The organism is Oceanidesulfovibrio marinus (assembly GCF_013085545.1).
GTDB classification, from domain to species: domain Bacteria; phylum Desulfobacterota; class Desulfovibrionia; order Desulfovibrionales; family Desulfovibrionaceae; genus Oceanidesulfovibrio; species Oceanidesulfovibrio marinus.
In genome coordinates this window covers 4,516,202-4,534,781 of record NZ_CP039543.1, presented here as the reverse complement: position 1 = coordinate 4,534,781, position 18,580 = coordinate 4,516,202, and the positions used below count along the sequence as shown (strand labels likewise).

16 protein-coding genes are annotated in these 18,580 nt (G+C 64.6%); 6 read left to right on the top strand and 10 right to left on the bottom strand.

What is annotated here, in order from left to right:
• The first annotated feature begins 17 nt into the window (after positions 1-17).
• Positions 18-1,253: a DVU_1551 family NTP transferase gene (locus tag E8L03_RS19850; RefSeq protein WP_171268299.1), complete on the top strand. Its 1,236-nt coding sequence runs from the start codon at positions 18-20 to the stop codon at positions 1,251-1,253.
• Here E8L03_RS19850 and E8L03_RS19845 read toward each other — a convergent pair.
• From E8L03_RS19845 to E8L03_RS19820, 6 genes are all read right to left on the bottom strand, one after another.
• The gene (locus E8L03_RS19845; protein ID WP_171268298.1) at positions 1,250-2,875 is read right to left on the bottom strand and encodes a two-component system sensor histidine kinase NtrB; all 1,626 of its coding nucleotides are present in this window, start codon (positions 2,873-2,875) and stop codon (positions 1,250-1,252) included. The genes E8L03_RS19850 and E8L03_RS19845 overlap by 4 nt on opposite strands.
• A gap of 137 nt (positions 2,876-3,012) precedes the next feature.
• On the bottom strand, positions 3,013-3,549 hold the full coding sequence (locus E8L03_RS19840) for a DUF1634 domain-containing protein (protein ID WP_144306873.1): 537 nt from the start codon (positions 3,547-3,549) through the stop codon (positions 3,013-3,015).
• 24 nt (positions 3,550-3,573) lie between these two features.
• Positions 3,574-4,557: a sulfite exporter TauE/SafE family protein gene (locus tag E8L03_RS19835; RefSeq protein WP_144306874.1), complete on the bottom strand. Its 984-nt coding sequence runs from the start codon at positions 4,555-4,557 to the stop codon at positions 3,574-3,576.
• 436 nt (positions 4,558-4,993) lie between these two features.
• Entirely contained in the window at positions 4,994-5,560 is a 567-nt protein-coding gene (locus E8L03_RS19830) for a DUF1318 domain-containing protein (protein ID WP_171268297.1), read from the bottom strand.
• 3 nt (positions 5,561-5,563) lie between these two features.
• Positions 5,564-8,845: a translocation/assembly module TamB domain-containing protein gene (locus tag E8L03_RS19825; protein WP_171268296.1), complete on the bottom strand. Its 3,282-nt coding sequence runs from the start codon at positions 8,843-8,845 to the stop codon at positions 5,564-5,566.
• 86 nt (positions 8,846-8,931) lie between these two features.
• Positions 8,932-9,570 carry a cyclase family protein gene (locus E8L03_RS19820; protein ID WP_171268295.1) on the bottom strand — a complete coding sequence of 213 codons (639 nt, stop codon included), beginning with the start codon at positions 9,568-9,570 and terminating at the stop codon, positions 8,932-8,934.
• A 213-nt stretch (positions 9,571-9,783) separates the two neighbouring features.
• Here E8L03_RS19820 and E8L03_RS19815 point away from each other — a divergent pair, with 213 nt between their 5' ends.
• Complete coding sequence (locus tag E8L03_RS19815) at positions 9,784-10,653, top strand: VIT1/CCC1 transporter family protein (RefSeq protein WP_144306878.1); 870 nt, start codon at positions 9,784-9,786, stop codon at positions 10,651-10,653.
• Positions 10,654-10,917: 264 nt separating this feature from the next.
• Here E8L03_RS19815 and rbr read toward each other — a convergent pair whose 3' ends face one another.
• From rbr to E8L03_RS19795, 4 genes are all read right to left on the bottom strand, one after another.
• Positions 10,918-11,502: a rubrerythrin gene (gene rbr / locus E8L03_RS19810; protein ID WP_144306879.1), complete on the bottom strand. Its 585-nt coding sequence runs from the start codon at positions 11,500-11,502 to the stop codon at positions 10,918-10,920.
• A gap of 193 nt (positions 11,503-11,695) precedes the next feature.
• On the bottom strand, positions 11,696-12,160 hold the full coding sequence (locus E8L03_RS19805; RefSeq protein WP_171268294.1) for a nuclear transport factor 2 family protein: 465 nt from the start codon (positions 12,158-12,160) through the stop codon (positions 11,696-11,698).
• A 69-nt stretch (positions 12,161-12,229) separates the two neighbouring features.
• A complete protein-coding gene (locus E8L03_RS19800) occupies positions 12,230-12,409 on the bottom strand; it encodes a hypothetical protein (protein WP_144306881.1) in 180 nt (59 codons plus the stop codon).
• Positions 12,410-12,417: 8 nt separating this feature from the next.
• The gene (locus tag E8L03_RS19795; RefSeq protein ID WP_171268293.1) at positions 12,418-13,089 is read right to left on the bottom strand and encodes a TetR/AcrR family transcriptional regulator; all 672 of its coding nucleotides are present in this window, start codon (positions 13,087-13,089) and stop codon (positions 12,418-12,420) included.
• Between the two features lie 170 nt (positions 13,090-13,259).
• Here E8L03_RS19795 and E8L03_RS19790 point away from each other — a divergent pair, with 170 nt between their 5' ends.
• Genes E8L03_RS19790 through E8L03_RS19775 form a run of 4 tightly spaced genes read left to right on the top strand, consistent with a single transcriptional unit; the run spans position 13,260 to position 18,480 of the window.
• The gene (locus E8L03_RS19790) at positions 13,260-14,420 is read left to right on the top strand and encodes an HlyD family secretion protein (protein WP_171268292.1); all 1,161 of its coding nucleotides are present in this window, start codon (positions 13,260-13,262) and stop codon (positions 14,418-14,420) included.
• The gene (locus E8L03_RS19785; protein WP_235896729.1) at positions 14,417-16,210 is read left to right on the top strand and encodes an ATP-binding cassette domain-containing protein; all 1,794 of its coding nucleotides are present in this window, start codon (positions 14,417-14,419) and stop codon (positions 16,208-16,210) included. Before E8L03_RS19790 ends, E8L03_RS19785 begins: the two co-directional genes overlap by 4 nt.
• A gap of 1 nt (position 16,211) precedes the next feature.
• A complete protein-coding gene (locus E8L03_RS19780; protein ID WP_144306884.1) occupies positions 16,212-17,342 on the top strand; it encodes an ABC transporter permease in 1,131 nt (376 codons plus the stop codon).
• A gap of 4 nt (positions 17,343-17,346) precedes the next feature.
• Entirely contained in the window at positions 17,347-18,480 is a 1,134-nt protein-coding gene (locus tag E8L03_RS19775; RefSeq protein WP_171268291.1) for an ABC transporter permease, read from the top strand.
• Positions 18,481-18,580: the final 100 nt, after the last annotated feature.

The following is an 18,580-nucleotide window of genomic DNA, read 5'->3' as shown; positions in this document are numbered from 1 at the left end:
CATTCTCCACCAGCACCATGACCCAGCCCGCAACCAGCGCCGCCCGATCGACCGGCTCCCGGCCTTCCTGCGCGGGCGTGGTGCTGGCCGCCGGGTACTCCAGCCGCATGGGCGAGCTCGGCGCCAAACCGCTCTTCTCTCTGGGCGGGAGCACGGTGCTGGAACGCGCCGTGGACCTGCTGCGCCAAGGCGGTGCGGACTCCGTTATCGTGGTCCTGGGCCATCGCGCCGAGGAGGTCGCCCCCCTGGCAGAGCGCGCCGGGGCCGAAATCGTGCTCAACACGAACTACCCCGAGGGCATGTTCTCCTCGGTGCAGGCCGCGTTGCGCGCTTTGGAAAAGTACAATACGCCTGTGGACGCCGCGGCATTCCTGCCCACGGACTGCTGCCTGGTGCGGTCGGCCGCCGTGCGCGCCCTGTACCGCGTGTTCGCCGATTCGCCCGAAAGCATCATTCGCCCTAGCTATCGCGGCAGCCCCGGCCACCCTATCTTCGTGCCGGCGCATCTTTTTTCCGCAGTGCAGGCCCACGACGGCCGCCAGGGGCTGCGCGGCGCCCTGGAATCCCATCCCATGATCGACGTGCCCGTGTGGGACCGCCACACCACCTGGGACATGGACACGCCCGAGGACTACGCCCGCGCCCAACGCGCCGCGGCGCGGCTGCACGCGCCCACAGCCGGGGAGTGTCTGGCGCTGCTGGAGGACGTGCAGGGCCTGCCGCCCCAGGCTGTGGCTCACGGCAAGGCAGTCGCGCGGGTAGCCCGGCTGCTGGCCGAGGGCATCAACAAAACGCACGCCCAGAGGCACGTGCTGGACCTGGACCTGGTCACGGCCGCCGGCCTGCTGCACGACATCGCCAAGGGGGAACCGCACCACGAGACCGAGGGCGGACATATCTTGCGCGGGCTGGGGCTGGACGCCGTCGCCGCGGTCACCGAGGAGCATCGCGACCTGACGTGGAAGGAGGATGCGCCCGCCACGGAGCGCGAGGTTGTCTACCTGGCGGACAAGCTGGTGCGCGGCCCCGTGCTCATGCCCGTGGAGCAGCGCTTTGCCGAGAAGATCGCCTTTCACGCCGACGATCCGGCCGAGGTGGCGGCCATACGCGGCAGGCTGGGCCGGGCGCAGGCAGCGCACGACCGCCTGGCCGGCATGCTGGGCCAAACGCCCTTTGAGCTGGCGCTGCAGAACGCGGCGGATCGCGACGGCTTCGTCGTCTGGTCATGCCCTGACGACGATCCGGCCTGCTAGCTCCCCTGCGAGGAGGACTCCGCCTGCTTGGCCGGCGGCACGTTACTCTTGGCCTCTTCCTCGCTATGCTTTTCCCCCACCACCCACTCCGCACCCTCGCCCAGCCCTTCCGCCAGCACAGGCAGGAACGACAGCATCACCGTGGTGCCCTGGCCCTCGTGACTCTTGAGCTGCACCGTGCCGCCGAACTCGCTCATCAGCTTGCGGATCATGGCCAAGCCCAGGCCGCAGCCCTGGTCTTTGGTGGTGTAGAAGGGGCTGAACGCCTGGTCCATCTGGCGCTCGCTCATGCCGGGGCCGGTGTCGGTCACGCTCAGGGTGACCATCTCGCCGTCCCGGCCGGTCTCGATGCGCAGCGTTCCGCCCTGGGGCATGGCTTCCACGCTGTTCTTGATGAGGTTGACGATGCACTGCTTGACCATCTCGGGCTCGGCCTTGACCAGGGGAATCTTTTTCGTGGGCTTGAGCTCGATCTGATAGCCCTGGTGCTCGTAGCCCATGCGCATCAGCGTCACGGTCTCGTCGGCCACCTCGTTCAGGTCAACCTTGTCCAACTCCGAGGAGGACGGCCGCGCGAACTTGAGGATGGACGAGAGCAGGTGCTCCAGCCGGGTGGTCTCCTCGGAGATGATCCGCAGCTTCTCGCGCTCCTTGTCGTTCATGGTCTCGGACTTGAGCAGCGAGTTGGTGAACCCGGCGATGGCGAAGAGCGGGTTGCGGATCTCGTGGGCGAGATAGGTGGACATCTCGCCCACCACAGCCAGCTTGTCGGCCTGCTGCTGCATGCGCTCGCGCCGTGTGCGCTCGGTGATGTCCCGGCGCATGACCACTACGTGATTGATCCGGCCCTGCTCGTTTTTGATGGGGTAGGCGTAGATGCGGTAATACTTGAGGTGGCCGTCCTGATCCACGCGGGTGAACAGGGCCTCTGTCTTCTCGCCGGAGAACAGGGCCTGGGTGTAGGCGCACTGCTCGTCGCTGTCCGTGCTGCAGAACATGCCCTCCTGGCCTTCCGGAACCTGGGCGTCGAAGAACTGCTTGCCGAGGAGGTCCTGTTTGTGCTTGCCGGCCTTCTCCAGCACGTTGCGGTTGCAATCCACGACCCGGCCATGGGAGTCCAGCAGCAGAATGTCCTCGCGGACCTCGTCGATGATTGCCTGCAGCAGGGTGCGGTGCCTGTCCAGGGTGACCTGGCAGTAGGCGTTGGCCTGGGCCATGTCGTGCAGTCCGCACAGGAACACGGCGCCTGTGTGGTCGATGAGCGAGATGTTATCCGGCAGCTCCTTGCGCAGCCGCGCCGTGGTGCTGCGCAGGCCGGTATGCTCCACCACGAGGCTCAGCTGCGGCTCCGCCTCGATGAGCTCCCCCAGGGTCTCGTAAATCGGAATGTCGAGGGATCTGGCGTAGTCGAGCTTGCCCTTGTGTGGGCCGGGCTCTGCAATGCCCACCAGCACCATGTCCGGCAGGAACTGCTGAAAACGCTCGTTATACACGATGTCCAGAAGGGACAGAAAACCGGGACCGGTGCCCACCGCGGCGATTCGCACCTTTCCTTCCATCTCCCAGAGGCAGATGTCCTCTCGAAACTCCTCGGGATAGCGCGGCTTTCCTTTTTCGGGCATGGGCATCTCCTTGGCGGGTTGCAGAGCCACCGTACCGTGCTTTGGTTTCGTACGCCAGAGGCAGAAATCCAAAAAGCCGGGAAGCAAGTGCTCCCCGGCTTTTTGACGCTAGCTGAAAATGGATTGGCTGCGGAGAGTTAGTGTCCGCCGCCACCCACCAGCCCGGAAGCTGCCGTTGCGAGCACAAGAATCTCGGCAACGACAATTCCCGCAAATACGTAGTCCCCGCACCGTATGTATGCGGGTATCAATGTAAAATAGCAGATGATCGTGAGTATCGCGAGGAACGCGATGGGCAGGAAGTTGAGGAAGTCGCCTTTGCCCAGCTGCTTGGCCCAGTCCCACCCGGAGGGGGAGCCGGTGATAAGCAGATAGGCGGTGACGCCGCCGACAACGTCGGGGTCGTCCGCGGAGCACTCCACTTCCTTGCCGCAGATCTTGAACGCCTCGATCTCGCCGTGCGGACCGTGGGCCTCCACCTTGATGCGCGGCTTGGTCCAGTTGGACGTGACGTCCTTCATGGGCACGGCCGGCGTGAAGATGCCGAGGATGTAGATCAGATAGGTTATGATCATGAACAGAATGCCGAGCCACGCGCCCCAGAACAGAATATTCGCGTACTTGATCTGCTCCGGCGGGGCCTCGCAGGTCATAGTCTTTGTTGTATCAGCCATGTTGCACCTCGAAAAATCTATGGGTTAGCCCAGCAGTCCGATGCCGAGGGCCTTGTCGACCGCCTTGAGGCCTGCGAACAGGAGCACGACGATGACGATGTAGCGGATCATCTTGGGCTTCACCACGGCCAGCACCTTCACGCCCACGAAGGAGCCGAGCATGAGGCCGATGATGGAGGGAATCGCCATAAGCGGAATGACGCAGCCCTGGTTGAGGTAGATCCACGCGGCCGAGGTGTCCGTGATGGAGAGCAAGAACTTGGATGTCGCCACCGAAACCTTGAGCGGTGCGCCCATCAGCAGGTTGAGGACAGGAACGTTGGCCCAGCCGGCGCCCAGGCCGAACATGCCCGCCATCACGCCGATGATGATGAACAGCAGCATGCCGATGAGGGTGCGGTGCGTCTTCCACTCCACGTCCTGGCCCGAGCCGGCGTCGTGGTACATGCCCTGGATGCCCAGGGCCAGGCCCACGGCGTCCTGCTTGGTGACCACCGGCCGCTCCGTGTTCTTGGAGAAGAACAGCAGGCCGGCGATGAAGACGATGGTGCCGCCCAGGCAGCCCTGCACGATGCGGGGGTCGAGGGATGACAGATACAGACCAAGAACGGCGCCGATGATCGCGCAGGTGGACGCGATGAGCGCCATGGGGAGCGCGAGCCTGAGGCTCGCCATGTTGCGTTTCAGCAGACCCGGCCCGGCGGCCAGCGCGCCGGCCAGCGCCACCATGAGGCCGGCTCCGCGGACGAAGTCGATGTGGAACGGGAAAAAGCCGCTGACCAGCGGTACATACAGAACACCGCCGCCAACGCCAGCAAGCACAGCGACGATCCCCAAGATGAAGCAGAAGACGAGCAGGATGAGCGGCCAGAACCACCAGGGATGCGTATCAACTGGCCCGGCCGTGGCAGCTGCTTCCTGGGCCATGGCGGCAATCGGGCTCGCAAGCACGAGCCCCAGCGCACTGGCCAGGAAAAGATGCCATCTTTCGAGTAAGTTATGAACCATGGGAACCCCTTTCACTAGATTTGTTGAAGTTTGCCCGGAATGACTTTTGGAACTATAGAACTGAGGCATTGACGTCAAGTGCAAAAATTCACATGCCTTTGCCAACATTTAGTTTTTCAACATTTTTTTGCACAGCTATTCTTCAGATATTATTACGCAAATACAAATTGACCGCATTTTTCTGGGGAAAATAAGCGGCCCGGCTCCATCTGGAACCGGGCCGCTCGTTGTCCGTGTCCTGCACGATCAAATCGCATATTCCCCAACACACGACTGTATCTTCACACGCAATAGTGCCATTGCTCCATGTTATGCGGTGACACAGATGCTCCTATACCAGTGACACACGCAGTACCCGTGCACGGTTACGTATTCCGAAGTCGTATATTGCGCATCGAAGGCCGGCGATCTTCCGTCGCCCACCGCTATGCCGACGTTACTGCAGCCACGCCGCCGGTGCCTTGTCGCGCCAGTGCTTGGCAAAGATATCCTTGACCTTGCCCACCTCGCTCTGCGCGATGCCCAGCGCCTTGGCCACCTCGCTATACAGGGAGTTACGTGCGCTGTTGTCCGCGCGGACCAGCCGCTTGAGCTCGGCCTGCTGCGCCACGGAAAGTCCCGAGGTGTTCGCTATCGTCAGCATGCCGTCCGTGCCGATCTTCACGGCCCCAGCGTCATAGTACGGCTTGAGCTGCTGATGGTTCGCCGCGATCTGGTTCTTCAGCTCGCGGATGGCCGGGTTGGATACGGTGGTTGCGTCCTGGGCGTAGGCTGCGGTCGGACCGAAGCAATCCGCCACGACCTCGAACATCCGCGACAGGCTGGAGCTGTCGTCCTTGGTCTCCGGCGCCTCGCTGTCCGGCTGCTCGATGCCGTACACCTGGTCCACGATCTTCTCCGCGGCCTGATCCACCTTCTGGGTCGGAAAGTAGATGTTGACCGTCACACAGGCGGCCACGGCGAAAAGCGTGGTGAAAACCATCGCGTTGCGGAATATGCGCATGAATCATTCTCCTTGTGTTGCGCCCGATGCGCCGCCGGCGCCGAACTCGGTTTCCGTTGTGGAACCCCCGGCGGTTACGCGGGAAAGCCGCTCGAGCATGTCGGAAAAGCTGACCCGCTTTCCCGGTGTTCTGTTTATCACATTGATTCCAAAAAGTGGCGGCTTTTTAATAAGATACTCCACGCCATCTTCTTCGATCAAGCCTCTTACCTTGAAAACGTCGTTGGCGAGGGAAAGTTGCATCCCGATCTCGCCGTATGAGAACTCTTTGAAAAAGCTGCCGAAGATTCCCACGCCCATGTCCCCGATGCCGGAACCCGTACCGATAAGGGTGATGGCGTTCACCGCCTTGAGGCTGATGGTCTGCCCCACGCCCCGCTCCTCCACGGACTTCGCCGTGAGCGCGAATGCCGACGGCTGGCCGTACGCCAGGACCAGGTTGTCCACCACCACGTTCATCCGTCCGGTGATTCTGCCGATGTCCAGGGCTTCGCTGAAGGGCTCCAGGTCCACGTTCTCTATGCCGATGGTGGCGTGAATGCGCCGGCCCTGGGCCAGGGGTTCCACCACAGCCATGTCGTGCACGGCCATGATGCCGCCGAAGAACTTGCCGCCCAACGCTCCTGGCACATCCAGCCGCTTGCGCGTAAGCCGCAGCGTGCCCAGGGAGCCGGCCAGCCCGCCCTCCAGGGTCACGCCGCCGAGGTCCAGCTTGTTGAACTGCGCCCCGTTGAGCACCGCGTTGCACGTGACGGCGAAGTCCGGGGAGTACGGATTCTCCACGGCGATGTTCGTGATATCCAGATCGCCGCCGAGCACAGGCAGGGACACGGGTTCGGACACCCGGAGCGAGCCCCTGGAGTACCCCAGGGTCAGCCTGAGGTTTTGCAGCTGCCCGAAGGGGCTCTGGGCCGAGCCGATGCGCACCGAGCCGGAGGTCTCGCCGGAGCGGGGCTCGCGGCCGTAGGCAATGGGCAGCTTGAGGGAAACGTCCTGGGCATGCAGCGACGTGGCCGAGGAATCGAAGCTTGCGCCTGTCAGGGAGAGCATGCCCGCGGCCTGGACATCCGCGCCTTTTCCCTGCACCGCCGCGTCCAGTTTCATGGACCCGCCCAGGGTGTAGTCCGAGAGCACGGGCAGCGATGCGGAGAAGGGCTCGTCCACCAGCTTCGAGTAGAACTCGCCCAGGGAGTTGCTGGTCACGGCCGCCGCGCCGTTGTAAGCCGGACCGCCAGCCCTGCCAAAGGAGACGCGCCCGCGGTAGGAGGCCGTCACGAGGTTCTTCAGGACGCATTCCGCGTTGAGCCCCTGCACGGCGTCGCCAGACAGTTTGCCAGAGGCGCGGATGTGCACCGGGTTGACCCCGGCGTCCAGAAAGAACACGCCGAGCAGAAGCTGCCCGGAGCTGACCGAGAACGTTGTATCAAACTGCGTGGAGTCCCCGAGTGTGCCGCTCCCGTTCAGGGACCAGCGCACCTTGTCCGCCAGGTAGTCACCGTCCGGCGAGGAGAACGCGGCCGATGCGCCGGACACGCGCACATTCACGCCCAGGCCGTTGTCCTGCTGCGTTGCCTCACCCTCCAGATCCAGCGTGCCCGAGGGCGACCAGGACGTCGCCGCGCCGCCCATGGCGCTGTCTAAAATCTTGGACAATCCGGCCATCTGCAGCCCCTGGCCGGAGAACGTCGCAGTAGTCGCATTCTGCGCATCCGGATGCCAGGCGGTGGAGCCCTCCACGACGCCCAGGCCGTCCGCCTCCAGAACAAAGCGCGGCGCGTTCAGGCCTGCGCCGTCCCACGCCGCGTCGGCGGTCAGCGTCACTGCACCGACCTGCACGGCTTTGCCATCCTGCACAATGGCCCCTGACGGCAGCCGCAGCGTTGCATTCTGCACAGCCGGCGCCGCGGCCGTGCCGGCAATGGGGGCGCTCAATTCAGCGCCTGTCACGCCCCAGCCAGCGGCGTCCCCATCCACTGCACAGGAGACCATGCCGGCAAGCTGGAGTGCATCCAGAGAGCCCTTGCCAAGCAGCGCCTTCTGCAACGCCGGTCGTGGCGAAACCGTAGCGTCCACGCGGGCATCCCGTCCCGTGAACGTCTCCCCGCCGGCCAGAGTGACCGTGGCGTTTTGCGCCTCCAGGGTCACGCCGGCGGCGTCTTCGTTGAGATCGAACACGGCGCGCACCGATCCGCCCCGGGCCTGAACGTCCCTGAGCGCCGGCAGCAGGGTACGGCCGCGATCAAGCAGCAGCCCGATGTCCGGCGCATCCGCAGTGAGCGTGGCCCTTTCGGGCAGCCCGTCCAGATGGCCGGTCGCATTGCCGGCAAGCTCCAGAATGCCCGGCATCGTCGCGCTGAACGCCGTCAGGGCGTAGCTCTGCTCGTCCAGCGCCAGCGTGCCGCTCAGAGCCATGCGCACCGCGCCCTGCAATCCTGTCCGCCGCCGCATCAGCCTCGACGGCGTCAGCTCCAGGGCCAGCCGCTCCAGGGTCAGCATGGACGGCGTTACACTGAGATCGACACGCCCCTGCACCTCGCCCCGCGTGTCGCCCATGTTCACGAGGCCGTCCTCGATGCGCGTGGTCATGGCCAGGCGGTCGGCCTGGATCGCCCCTTCCCCGCGCACCTGCGCCAGGGCCACGAGGGAACGCTGCTCCAGCACCCGCGCGGTGGCGTTGAGCGATGCCGTGCGCAACGAGGGATCGTGCTCGCCGAAATCTGCATCGTCCCTTGGTTCCAGGCGGAACGAGAGGTCGCGCACCTCCACGGTGCGATTGCCCATGGACAGCGAGACCGCGCCGTCCTCGCAGCGGATGCGCTTGTAGAAGAACAGCCCGCGCAGCGAGTCCGGCTGCCACGCGCCGCCGGAGCCGCCGCCTTCCCCACCCGCCTCGGCAGCCACGCGCATGGTCACGCGCGGCGCATCCAGCTCCATGTCCTCGATCCAGAGCCCATGCTCCCAGCCGGCGGCCAGGTCTGTGGTGATGATTGCACGATCCACGGCAAAGAGACGCTCGCCGTCGGAGCCGTCCAGGGTGAGGTCATGCACGGCCACGGCCGGCGGCCATGCGGAAAGCACCTCGAACCGTTCGACATGGACGGTGCTGCCAGGCGCGGCGATGCGTACGGCGTACGGCACTGCCGACGCCGGATCGACCAGCAGCACGGCCACGCCGGCGCCGGTAAGCACAACGACCCAGACGGCGACCGTGGCGATAACGCAGACAGCGGCCAGGACAGGACGGAGGGGATGGTGTGGGGGGGGGTTCTCGCTTGGACGAGGCATACCCCAATATGACGCAAACCGGCCCGCGATGGCAACGCCGGCGGTAAAAAGATCGTAAATTGTGCGAGTGAAACGCCGGGCAGTGTCTACAAAATTGGACGCAGCACGGCGCGGGCAGGTGCGCCGTCCAGCCCGGAGAGCTTGAGCGGCAGGCAGGTGAGCTCGTACATACCGGGCTCCACCTGGTCCAGCTTCAGCCACTCGATGATGACCACGCCGGCCTGCAGCAGGATGCGGTGCGCCTCGTGCTCGGCGTCGTCGATGAGCTCGGCCGAGGCGCAATCAATGCCCATGGCCAATATGCCGTTGTCCGCGATCCACTGTGCGCCGTCCGGCGTGAGGGAGCAGAAATCCGTCCGAAAAGGCTGCTCGTACAGCTCGGGCCGGGCGGAGTTCGGCGTCTTCAGCAGGAGCCGCTGTGTCTCCACGCCGCCGGCGCAGGCCTCCAACTCCTCCGCGCCGATGCGGCAGGCCTCAGTCTCAGCCACGTACGCCGGGCCGATCAGCGTCTCCAGGGGGATGCGCTCCACGGTCACGCCGTCGGCCATGAAGTGCGCCGGTGCATCCACATGGGTGCCGGTGTGGTTGAGCATCGTGATTACTGTCGCCCGGTAGGGGTCGCCCTTCTCCACATCCAGATACGTCTCCCAGGTCACGGCAGGGTCGCCAGGAAATGCCGGATAGTCTGGCGTCAGGGGCATGGTAATGTCTATTATTTTGGACATAGGGCGTTCTTCCTGCGCGGCTGCGGTCCCGCGTGCTCCGGGTTCATGGATTCGTCACCGCCCGAGGTGTATCCCATCCCCCTGCGTGCGGCAACGGTCCTCGGCAAACCGCGCGGCCATCCGTTATTTCCTACACTGCATGCGGGCATTGCAGAGGCCGCCGCTTGCGGCTACAACCAGCGCACCATCTTCGTACCATATAAGGACACCACCATGAACGAGCAGACACGAAACGCCCTGCTGGCCATGCAGCGCGGCGAGATCACCGAGTACCACATCTACAACGCCCTGGCCGACCGCGAGCCCAACCTCCACAACGCCAAGGTCCTGCGCACCATCGCCAGCGACGAGTTGCGCCACTACACAACGCTGGAGTCCGTCACCGGCACAGCCGTCAAACCCCGCCGCTTCCGGGTGCAACTGCTCGCCCTGTGCGCCTGGCTCTTCGGTGTCACGTTCACCCTGCGGCTCATGGAGGCCGGGGAGTCCAAAGCACAGAGCTCCTACCGCAGCCTGGCGCCCGAGGTGTCCGAGGTGGCCCACCTGGACACGGAGGAGGAGGAACACGAGCAGACGCTCATATCCCTCTATGATGACGAGCGGCTCACATATATCTCCAGCGTGGTGCTGGGACTGAACGACGCCCTGGTGGAGCTGACCGGCGCCATCGCCGGCTTCACCCTGGCCCTGCGCGAGCCCCGGCTCATCGCCCTGGTCAGCCTGGTCACGGGCATCTCGGCCGCCCTCTCCATGGCCGCCTCGGAGTATCTCTCCACCAAAGAGGAGCAGGACACCCAGAAAAATCCGATCAAGGCGTCCGTCTACACAGGCATCGCCTACCTGGGCGCGGTGTTCCTGCTGGTGCTGCCGTTCCTGCTGCTCACCAACACCGCCCTGGCCGTGATCTGGACGCTGGTCAACGCGCTCCTGATCATCGCTGTGTTCACCTTCTACAACTCCGTGTGCCGCAACACGTCCTTCAAACGCAGCTACCTGGAGATGGCCGCTATCTCCATGGGCGTCGCCCTGGTCAGCTTCCTCATCGGCATCGTTGTGCGCAACGTGCTGGGCGTGGACGTTTAGGGCTTCTGAAGGACGCAGTAGCGCCGAGGGGCCTGCCCCTCGGGCTCCCCGCCAGGGAGCTGAACTCTGGGGCCAGAGGCAGAATAAAAGCCGCCGTCCATTCGATGAACGGCGGCTTTCTATGTCTACTTAGGCGTGGTGGACTCTGTCCCCCATATCCTCTGAACACTGTTCCCCTGGGCCCCAGAACGGGGTCAAGGGGCCAGTGGCCCCTTGCGGGGAGTTCGAGGGGCGGGGCCCCTCGAAGCGTCATCTACGCTGAGCCTACCAGTTGGTACAGAGAAGCTCGTAGTACGACTGGGGGTGCAGGCAGGCCGGGCACTTGTTAGGCGGCTCCGTGCCTTCGTGCAGGTAGCCACACTTGAGGCAGCGCCAGACCTGTTTTTCCGGCCGTTTGAACACGCGACCCTTGTCGATGTTTTCGGCCAGCTCGCGGTAGCGGCGCTCGTGGAAGGTTTCGGCGTTGCAGACGTGCTCCCAGAGGAGGGCGACCTGCGTGAAGCCTTCCTGGCGCGCCACCTCGGCGAAGCCGGGGTACATGGTGGTGTTCTCGTGGTGCTCGCCTTCGGCCGCGGCGATGAGGTTCTCGTAGGTGCCGCGGATGATGGCCGCCGGGTACTCGTACTCCACCATAACATCGCCGCCTTCGAGGAAGCTGAAGAAGCGCTTGGCGTGCATGCGCTCCTGCTCGGCGGTTTCGTTGAAGATGTTCGAGATCTGGACAAAGCCTTCATCCTTGGCCTTGCCGGCGTAGTAGTTGTAGCGGTTGCGGGCCTGGGATTCGCCTGCAAACGAGATCATGAGGTTCTTCTCAGTCTGGCTGCCGCGAATGGACTTGTTCTGGGCCATGATATGAGACTCCTTGTATTGCTGTAGGATTGAATACTTGCGCCAGGAAGGGCGCTAAGGTTCTGCCGAACGTACACCATGTGACGCGCTTCTGTGAAGGCATCAGGAAAAACGCGTCCGGATTGTTGCGCAGCCGCAAAAAAACCCCCGAGCCGAGAAGGTCCGGGGGCTTTTTTCATACAGGGGATGGCAGCTAATCGGGCAGCACGAACCACTCCTCCAGGGCGATGGCCGTGTGCTCCCGCGCGGTAAGCAGCCAGCGGCCGCCGCGCTTCTCAAAGGTGTCGCGCACCAGGATGCTCGCCGCGATCCGGGGGCTGCTCTCACCGTCCGTGCGCACCAGGGTCAGGTAGCTCGCGCCCTCGGCGCGGCACCAGCCCGTAACGTCGAAGTAGGCATTGGCGTGCTGGCGGCGGATTCTGACCAGCTGCTCGGCGGTGCGGCTCGCCCAGGCGATGTAGGGTCCCATGACCTCACCTTCGCGGGTGTACTCGCACTCTGCGGCGATGAGCTCTTCCAGAGCCTCGCCCTCGCCGGCGTCCTCGGCCATGGCGATGCGGCTCACGAGCTCATGGAGCTCAATGCGGTCGTCCGGGCCCATCTCGTGGAACCGCGACCAGGACGACGAATTTTCGGCAATGTCAGCAAGACGTTTCATGAATCACTTCCTCCATGGCGCGCACCATAGGCGATACGCGGGCAGAGGTCCATTGCTGGTTCGGGAAGGTCATGCACCGGGCCGGAGCCTGCGCGACTTGATCCAGTCGACGGCCACGTAAACCACGGCGATGTACAACGGCGAGAGGTAGACATCCTCAAAGAGAACGGACAGCGCCACGCTGAGGCCGAGCCCGCCCAAGACAAGGTACATCCTGGATTTTTTCGGAATAGGCGTATGTTCCGGCATTGGTCTTCCTACGCCCGGTGCTTCGCGGCAACAGCCTCGGCGCCGGCCAGGCTGAAGGTCAGGATATGGTCGCGCACCGGCTCCATGGCCGCCTCGGACCAGTCCAGCTCCGGGAAGATCTGCTCGAAGGCCGCGCGGTTCTGAAAGAGCGAGATAACCTGGGCAATGATGGAGATGGTGGTGCGCAGGGCGGCCTCGTGCTCCACCGGCAGGTCCATGAGTTCGGCCACGGTCCGGCGCAGAATGTGCGACTTGGGCAGGATCTCCTTGTCCACCAGGGTGCGGAAGGCCGGCGTGGGATCGGCCATCTCGCGGACCACCACGCGTATGGGCCAGCTGCCGGCAGACTGGGTGAAGAGCCGGCGGATCAGGCGATTGAGGAACACGGCCAGCCGCTCCTGCGGTGGAACATTCAGCGACATGGTCGCGGCAAGCTCGTCCCGAGCCATCAGACGGCTGTGCGCTTCGATCAATACCGTGGTATATAATGAATCCTTGGAGCCGAAATGGTAGTTGATAGCCGCCATATTGGCGCCGGCGTCCTGGCAGATCTCCTTGCCCGTGGCGCGGCGAAACCCCTTGGCCGCGAAGATGCGCCCGGCCGATTCCAGCAGGCGCGCCTTGGTGTCCGCCGGGGCCTGCGCGCCGGGGTCTGGATTCTGTCTGTCCGTGGATGTCATGTGGCGTCTCCTGAACTCGTTTCCATGTTAGCCACAGGGTGCCACAATTGGACACAATATTCAAATTTGAATTTAAAATTTAGATTTGACACGTTTTGTGAATATCTATACGCTTTTCCCAGCATATAGGATCGACATATCGCCAGCGATGATCGCAAGGAGAACACACCGTGCGTAAGATACTTATACCGCTCCTCATCCTCGGAGCCCTCGGGTACGGCGGCTACCGCCTCTACCTGCACCTGCAGGAGCCAGAGGATGCGAACGAGCTGACCCTTTACGGCAATGTGGACCTGCGGGAGGTGAACCTCGCCTTCAAGGACTCCGAGCGCATCGACACCGTGCTTGTGGAGGAAGGCGACGCCGTGCGCACGGGCCAGGTGCTGGCCACTCTGGACCGCGAACGGCTGGAGGAGAACATCGCCACCACCCGCGCCAACATGGAGGCCCAGCGCTTCGCCGTGACCCGGCTGGAAAACGGGTCCCGGCCCCAGGAGATCGAGGTGGCCCGGGCCGATGTGGAGCGCTACCAGGCCGAGCTCGAGATCGCCCAGCAGACCCTGGACCGCCAGGTGCGCCTACTCCAACGCGACGCTGTGGCCCAGCAGGACGTTGACGACGCCCAGGCCACGCACGACGTTGCCAAGGCCCGGCTGCTGGCCGCGCAGAAGCAGCTCGACCTCGTGCTGGCAGGCCCCCGCTGGGAGGACATCAAGGAGGCCCGCGCCAGGCTGGCAGCCCTGGAGTCGCAGTACCTGCTCCTGCAGACGCAGTACAAGGACTACACCCTGCTCTCGCCGCGCAATGGCGTGATCCGCAGCCGCCTGTTGGAGCCTGGCGACATCGGCTCGCCCCAGCGGCCGGTCTTCAGCATCGCGATCATGGACCCGAAGTGGATCCGCACCTATGTTTCCGAAACCAATCTGGGCCACATCGCGCCGGGCATGACCGGCAACGCCACCATCGACGCCCACCCGGACAAGAGCTACCCCGGCTGGGTCGGCTTCATCTCGCCCATGGCGGAGTTCACCCCGCGCAGCGTGGAGACCCCGGAGCTGCGCACCGATCTGGTCTACGAGGTCCGCTTCTTTGTGCGCGACCCGGACAACGACCTGCGCCTGGGCATGCCGGCCACGGTCCACCTGAGCCTGGACCGCGGCAACGCCACGGCGCCGGCCTCGCCCTTCTCGCTCAACGGCACCTCTGCCAATGCCTCCACCATGTCGCCGGACACGCCGTCTCTGGACGGGCCCTCCGCCCGCGGCGTGGTCGCGCCGTCCCCTTCAGCCGGAAACGCCAACAGCACAGGAACTTCGGAGCCCGCGCAGTGACGAGCCAGGCCGGGTCCAATGCCGAGCCCGCCAGCGCCCTGTCCGTCTCGGGCGTGACCAAGCGGTTCATGCGCGGCAAGCGCGAGATCACAGCGCTCAACAATATCTCGCTGTCGCTGCAGCCCGGATCGGTCAACGGCCTGCTCGGGCCGGACGGCGCCGGCAAGACCACGTTGTTGCGCATGGCCGCCGGGCTCATGACACCGGCCGAGGGCTCCATCACCGTGCTAGGCATGGACTCGGTCAAGGATGCGCGCGCCATCCAGGCCGCCATCGGCTACATGCCGCAACGCTTTGGCTTGTATGAAGATCTCTCCGTGCAGGAGAACATGGACCTCTACGCCGACCTGCAGTCCGTGCCCAAGAAGGAGCGCAAAAAGCAGTACCCGCGGCTGCTGGAGATGACCGGGCTGGGGCCGTTCACCGCGCGCCTGGCCGGCCGGCTTTCCGGCGGCATGAAGCAGAAGCTCGGCCTGGCCTGCTCGCTGATCAAGACCCCGCAGCTCCTGCTCCTGGACGAGCCCACCGTGGGCGTCGATCCACTCTCCCGGCGCGAGCTCTGGCGCATCGTGGATGGCCTGGTGCGCGAGGAGGAGATCACCGTGCTCGTCTCCACGGCGTATCTGGACGAGGCCGAGCGCTGTGACACCGTCTTCGTGCTGCTGGACGGCGAGCTGCTGGGCCAGGGCGCGCCCGAGGAGTTCGTAAAGACAGCTGCCGGCCGGGTCTTCTACGTGGACCCGGGCGACGAGCTTCCCCGCCACGTGCAGAGCCGGCTGTTCAGCAAAGAAGCCGTGGTGGACGCCACCCTGCGCGAAGGCTTTGTGCACATCGTCACGGCCAAGGACACCAACCCGGAAGCGTTGTGCAAGGGACTGGCCTTCCGCCAGGCAGAGCCCGTATTCGAGGACGGCTTTATGATCCTGCTGGAAAGCCGCCGCGAGCACGCGGCCCAGGGCTTCGACATAAACTCCGACGGGCAGGACGACGGCAACGGCGACCAGCAGGCATCAGCGGACAAGCCGGCCAGGACCAACGGCGAGACGATCATCGAGGTCGACGACCTGGAGCGGAAGTTCGGCGATTTCTACGCCGTGCGCGGCCTCGACTTTACGGTATCGCGCGGGGAGATTTTCGGCCTGCTCGGTCCCAACGGCGCGGGCAAGTCCACCACCTTCCGCATGCTCTGCGGCCTCCTGCCGCCCACGGGCGGCCATCTGGAGGTGGCCGGCGAGGACCTGCGCACGGCCGCAGCCAAGGCGCGCCGCAACGTGGGCTACATGGCGCAGAAGTTCTCGTTGTACGGGCAGCTCTCCGTGCGCGAGAACCTGGATTTCTTCAGCCGGGCCTATGGCCTGTACGGCAAGCGGCAGCGGACGCGGGTGCAGTGGGCGCTGGAAAGCCTGGAGCTCGAGTCCGAGGCATCCTCCAACAGCGGCGAGCTGCCCTTTGGCTACAAGCAGCGCCTGGCCCTGGCCTGCGCCCTGATGCACGAGCCGGACATCCTCTTTCTGGACGAACCCACCTCCGGCGTCGATCCCCTGGCCCGGCGGGAGTTCTGGCAGCGCATCTCCGCCCTGGCCGACGCCGGCGTGACCATCATCGTGACCACGCACTTCATGGAAGAGGCCGAGTACTGCGACCGAATGCTGATCATGATGAGCGGCGAGCTCCTGGCTCTGGGCACGCCGGACGAAATCCGTGAGCACGCCACAGGCGGCGAGTCGAGCATTGAAAGCGCCTTCATCGCCCTGGTGGAGCAGTACCGCAAGAAGCAGGAGGCGGCGTAGCATGGCGCGTCCCGGCCTGCTTTCCCCGCGCCGTCTCCGGGCCCTGGTGCGCAAGGAGATGTACCAGATCGTGCGCGATCCCTCCTCCATAGCCATCGCCCTGGTGCTGCCCGTTATCCTGCTGCTGCTTTTCGGCTACGGCATCAGCCTGGACCCGCGCCAGATCCCCATTGCCGTGGTGCTGGAGCAGCCTAGCCCGGCAGCCATGGACCTGGCCGCGCGGTTCACCATATCCGACTACTTCGCCCCCATCCCTCTGACCAACTTCCAGCAGGCCGAGCAGCTCCTGCGCCAGCGCGATGTGGACGCCATCGTACGCGTGCGCGCGGACTTCTCGCGCGAGCTGGCCGCCGGACGCATCGCCCCTATCCAGCTCATCGTCAACGCCGTGGACGGCAACCGCGCCCGGCAGATCGAAGGCTACGTCACCGGCGCGTGGCAGCGCTGGGTGCAGTCGCAGGCAGCCCTCGATAACCAGGCCCTGCCCCTGGTGGAGGTGCAGCCGCACTACTGGTTCAACAGCGAGGTGCGCAGCCAGAACTTCCTGGTGCCGGGCCTGGTGGTGCTGGTGATGACGCTCATCGGCACGCTGCTCACGGCGCTGGTCATGGCCCGCGAGTGGGAGCGCGGCACCATGGAGTCGCTGCTGGTCACGCCGGTGTCCGTGGTGGAGATCGTGCTCGGCAAGCTCGTCCCCTACTTCATCCTCGGCATGATGGGCATGGTGGTCTGCCTGCTCATGGCCTTCTTCCTGTTCCACGTGCCTTTCCGCGGCTCGCTCCTTGTGCTGGCCCTGCTCGCCTCCATCTTTCTGTGCGCCATGCTGGGGCTAGGGCTGTTCATCTCCGCCGTGGCCAAGAACCAGTTCGTGGCCGGCCAGACCTCGCTCATCGCCGCGTTCCTGCCGGCCTTCTTCCTCTCCGGCTTCATCTTCGAGCTGGCCAGCGCCCCCTTCGTTATCCGCGCCATCTCCCACATCGTGCCGGCGCGCTATTTCGTGGCCATCGTGCAGTCCATATTCCTGGCCGGAAACGTCTGGTCCGTGCTGCTGCCCAACGCCGCGGCCATGGCCGGCCTGGCTTGCTTCTTCCTGTTCCTGGCGTTCAAGAAAACGCGCAAGAGCCTGGAGTAACGCCATGCAGGAAGCAGTCCGCCATATCCTCGCGCTCATGGTCAAGGAGTTCCTGGCCCTGCTCAAGGACCCGCGCTCCCGCACCGTGGTCATGTTCCCGCCGATTATCCAGACCATTATCTTCGGCTACGCCGCCACCTTTGACCTGCGGCAGATTCCCTACGCCGTGTACGACCTGAGCCACAGCGTGGAGTCGCGCCAGCTCCTCTCCGGGCTGCAGGGCTCCAAAAACTTCAAGCTCACCACCTATATCCAGGACTACGACGACATCGCCAGGCTCATCGATGCGCGTGATGTAAAACTGGTGGTCATGATCCGCCAGGACTTCGCCCGCAGGCTCCGGGCCGGCGAACCGGCCTCGGTGCAGGCCATCCTGGACGGCCGCAACTCCAACACCGCCTCCATCGTGGCCAACTACTTTGCCGAGGTGGTGCAGAAATACAATCAGAACAGAATCAGGATGTTGAACGCCGCCGAAGGCGACCTGGCCACAGGACCCTCCGTGCTGGTGGTGCGTCACTGGTTCAACGAGAACCTCCTGAGCCGCTGGTTCTTCATCCCCGGCATGGTCGGGCTCATCGCCCTTTTGGTCACGCTGCTGGTCACGTCCCTGTCCGTGGCGCGGGAGCGCGAGCACGGCACCTTCGACCAGCTCCTGGTCACGCCCATGTCGCCCACCGAGATACTGCTGGGCAAGGCCCTGCCGGGATTCATCATCGGCATCATCGAGGCCTCGTTCATCCTCTGCATCGCCGTGTTCTGGTTCAAGATACCCCTGCGCGGCAGCCTGGCCACACTGTACGCCGGTCTCGTGGTCTTCATCTTCGCGGCCGTGGGCATCGGCCTGATGATCTCCTCCCTGGCCGCCACCATGCAGCAGGCGCTGCTCGGCACCTTCCTGTTCATGATGCCGGCCACGCTGCTCTCCGGCTTTGCCACGCCCATCGAAAACATGACGCCCTTCGTGCAGAAGCTGACCATCATCAACCCGCTGCGCTACATCTTCGTGATCCTGCGCGGCGTGTTCATCGAAGGCGCACCATTCGCCCTGCTGGCCAACCAGATCTGGCCCCTGGCCATCATCGGCCTGTGCAACCTGCTCATCGCCGGCTACCTCTTCCGCCACCGCATCTACTAGCAGCCATCGCGGCAAGAGACGCCTGGACGCGGGGGGCGCTGCTCCCCCACGCCAGTCGGACGGGGGACTCTGTCCCCCGCCCCCTGCCAGGGGAATTTAA

What these genes read in the sequence shown, in the direction of transcription:
- E8L03_RS19850 (WP_171268299.1), top strand. Translation starts at nt 18, where the DNA reads ATGACCCAGCCCGCAACCAGCGCCGCCCGATCGACCGGCTCCCGGCCT.
- E8L03_RS19845 (WP_171268298.1), bottom strand. Translation starts at nt 2,875, where the DNA reads ATGCCCGAAAAAGGAAAGCCGCGCTATCCCGAGGAGTTTCGAGAGGAC.
- E8L03_RS19840 (WP_144306873.1), bottom strand. Translation starts at nt 3,549, where the DNA reads ATGGCTGATACAACAAAGACTATGACCTGCGAGGCCCCGCCGGAGCAG.
- E8L03_RS19835 (WP_144306874.1), bottom strand. Translation starts at nt 4,557, where the DNA reads ATGGTTCATAACTTACTCGAAAGATGGCATCTTTTCCTGGCCAGTGCG.
- E8L03_RS19830 (WP_171268297.1), bottom strand. Translation starts at nt 5,560, where the DNA reads ATGCGCATATTCCGCAACGCGATGGTTTTCACCACGCTTTTCGCCGTG.
- E8L03_RS19825 (WP_171268296.1), bottom strand. Translation starts at nt 8,845, where the DNA reads ATGCCTCGTCCAAGCGAGAACCCCCCCCCACACCATCCCCTCCGTCCT.
- E8L03_RS19820 (WP_171268295.1), bottom strand. Translation starts at nt 9,570, where the DNA reads ATGTCCAAAATAATAGACATTACCATGCCCCTGACGCCAGACTATCCG.
- E8L03_RS19815 (WP_144306878.1), top strand. Translation starts at nt 9,784, where the DNA reads ATGAACGAGCAGACACGAAACGCCCTGCTGGCCATGCAGCGCGGCGAG.
- rbr (WP_144306879.1), bottom strand. Translation starts at nt 11,502, where the DNA reads ATGGCCCAGAACAAGTCCATTCGCGGCAGCCAGACTGAGAAGAACCTC.
- E8L03_RS19805 (WP_171268294.1), bottom strand. Translation starts at nt 12,160, where the DNA reads ATGAAACGTCTTGCTGACATTGCCGAAAATTCGTCGTCCTGGTCGCGG.
- E8L03_RS19800 (WP_144306881.1), bottom strand. Translation starts at nt 12,409, where the DNA reads ATGCCGGAACATACGCCTATTCCGAAAAAATCCAGGATGTACCTTGTC.
- E8L03_RS19795 (WP_171268293.1), bottom strand. Translation starts at nt 13,089, where the DNA reads ATGACATCCACGGACAGACAGAATCCAGACCCCGGCGCGCAGGCCCCG.
- E8L03_RS19780 (WP_144306884.1), top strand. Translation starts at nt 16,212, where the DNA reads ATGGCGCGTCCCGGCCTGCTTTCCCCGCGCCGTCTCCGGGCCCTGGTG.
- E8L03_RS19775 (WP_171268291.1), top strand. Translation starts at nt 17,347, where the DNA reads ATGCAGGAAGCAGTCCGCCATATCCTCGCGCTCATGGTCAAGGAGTTC.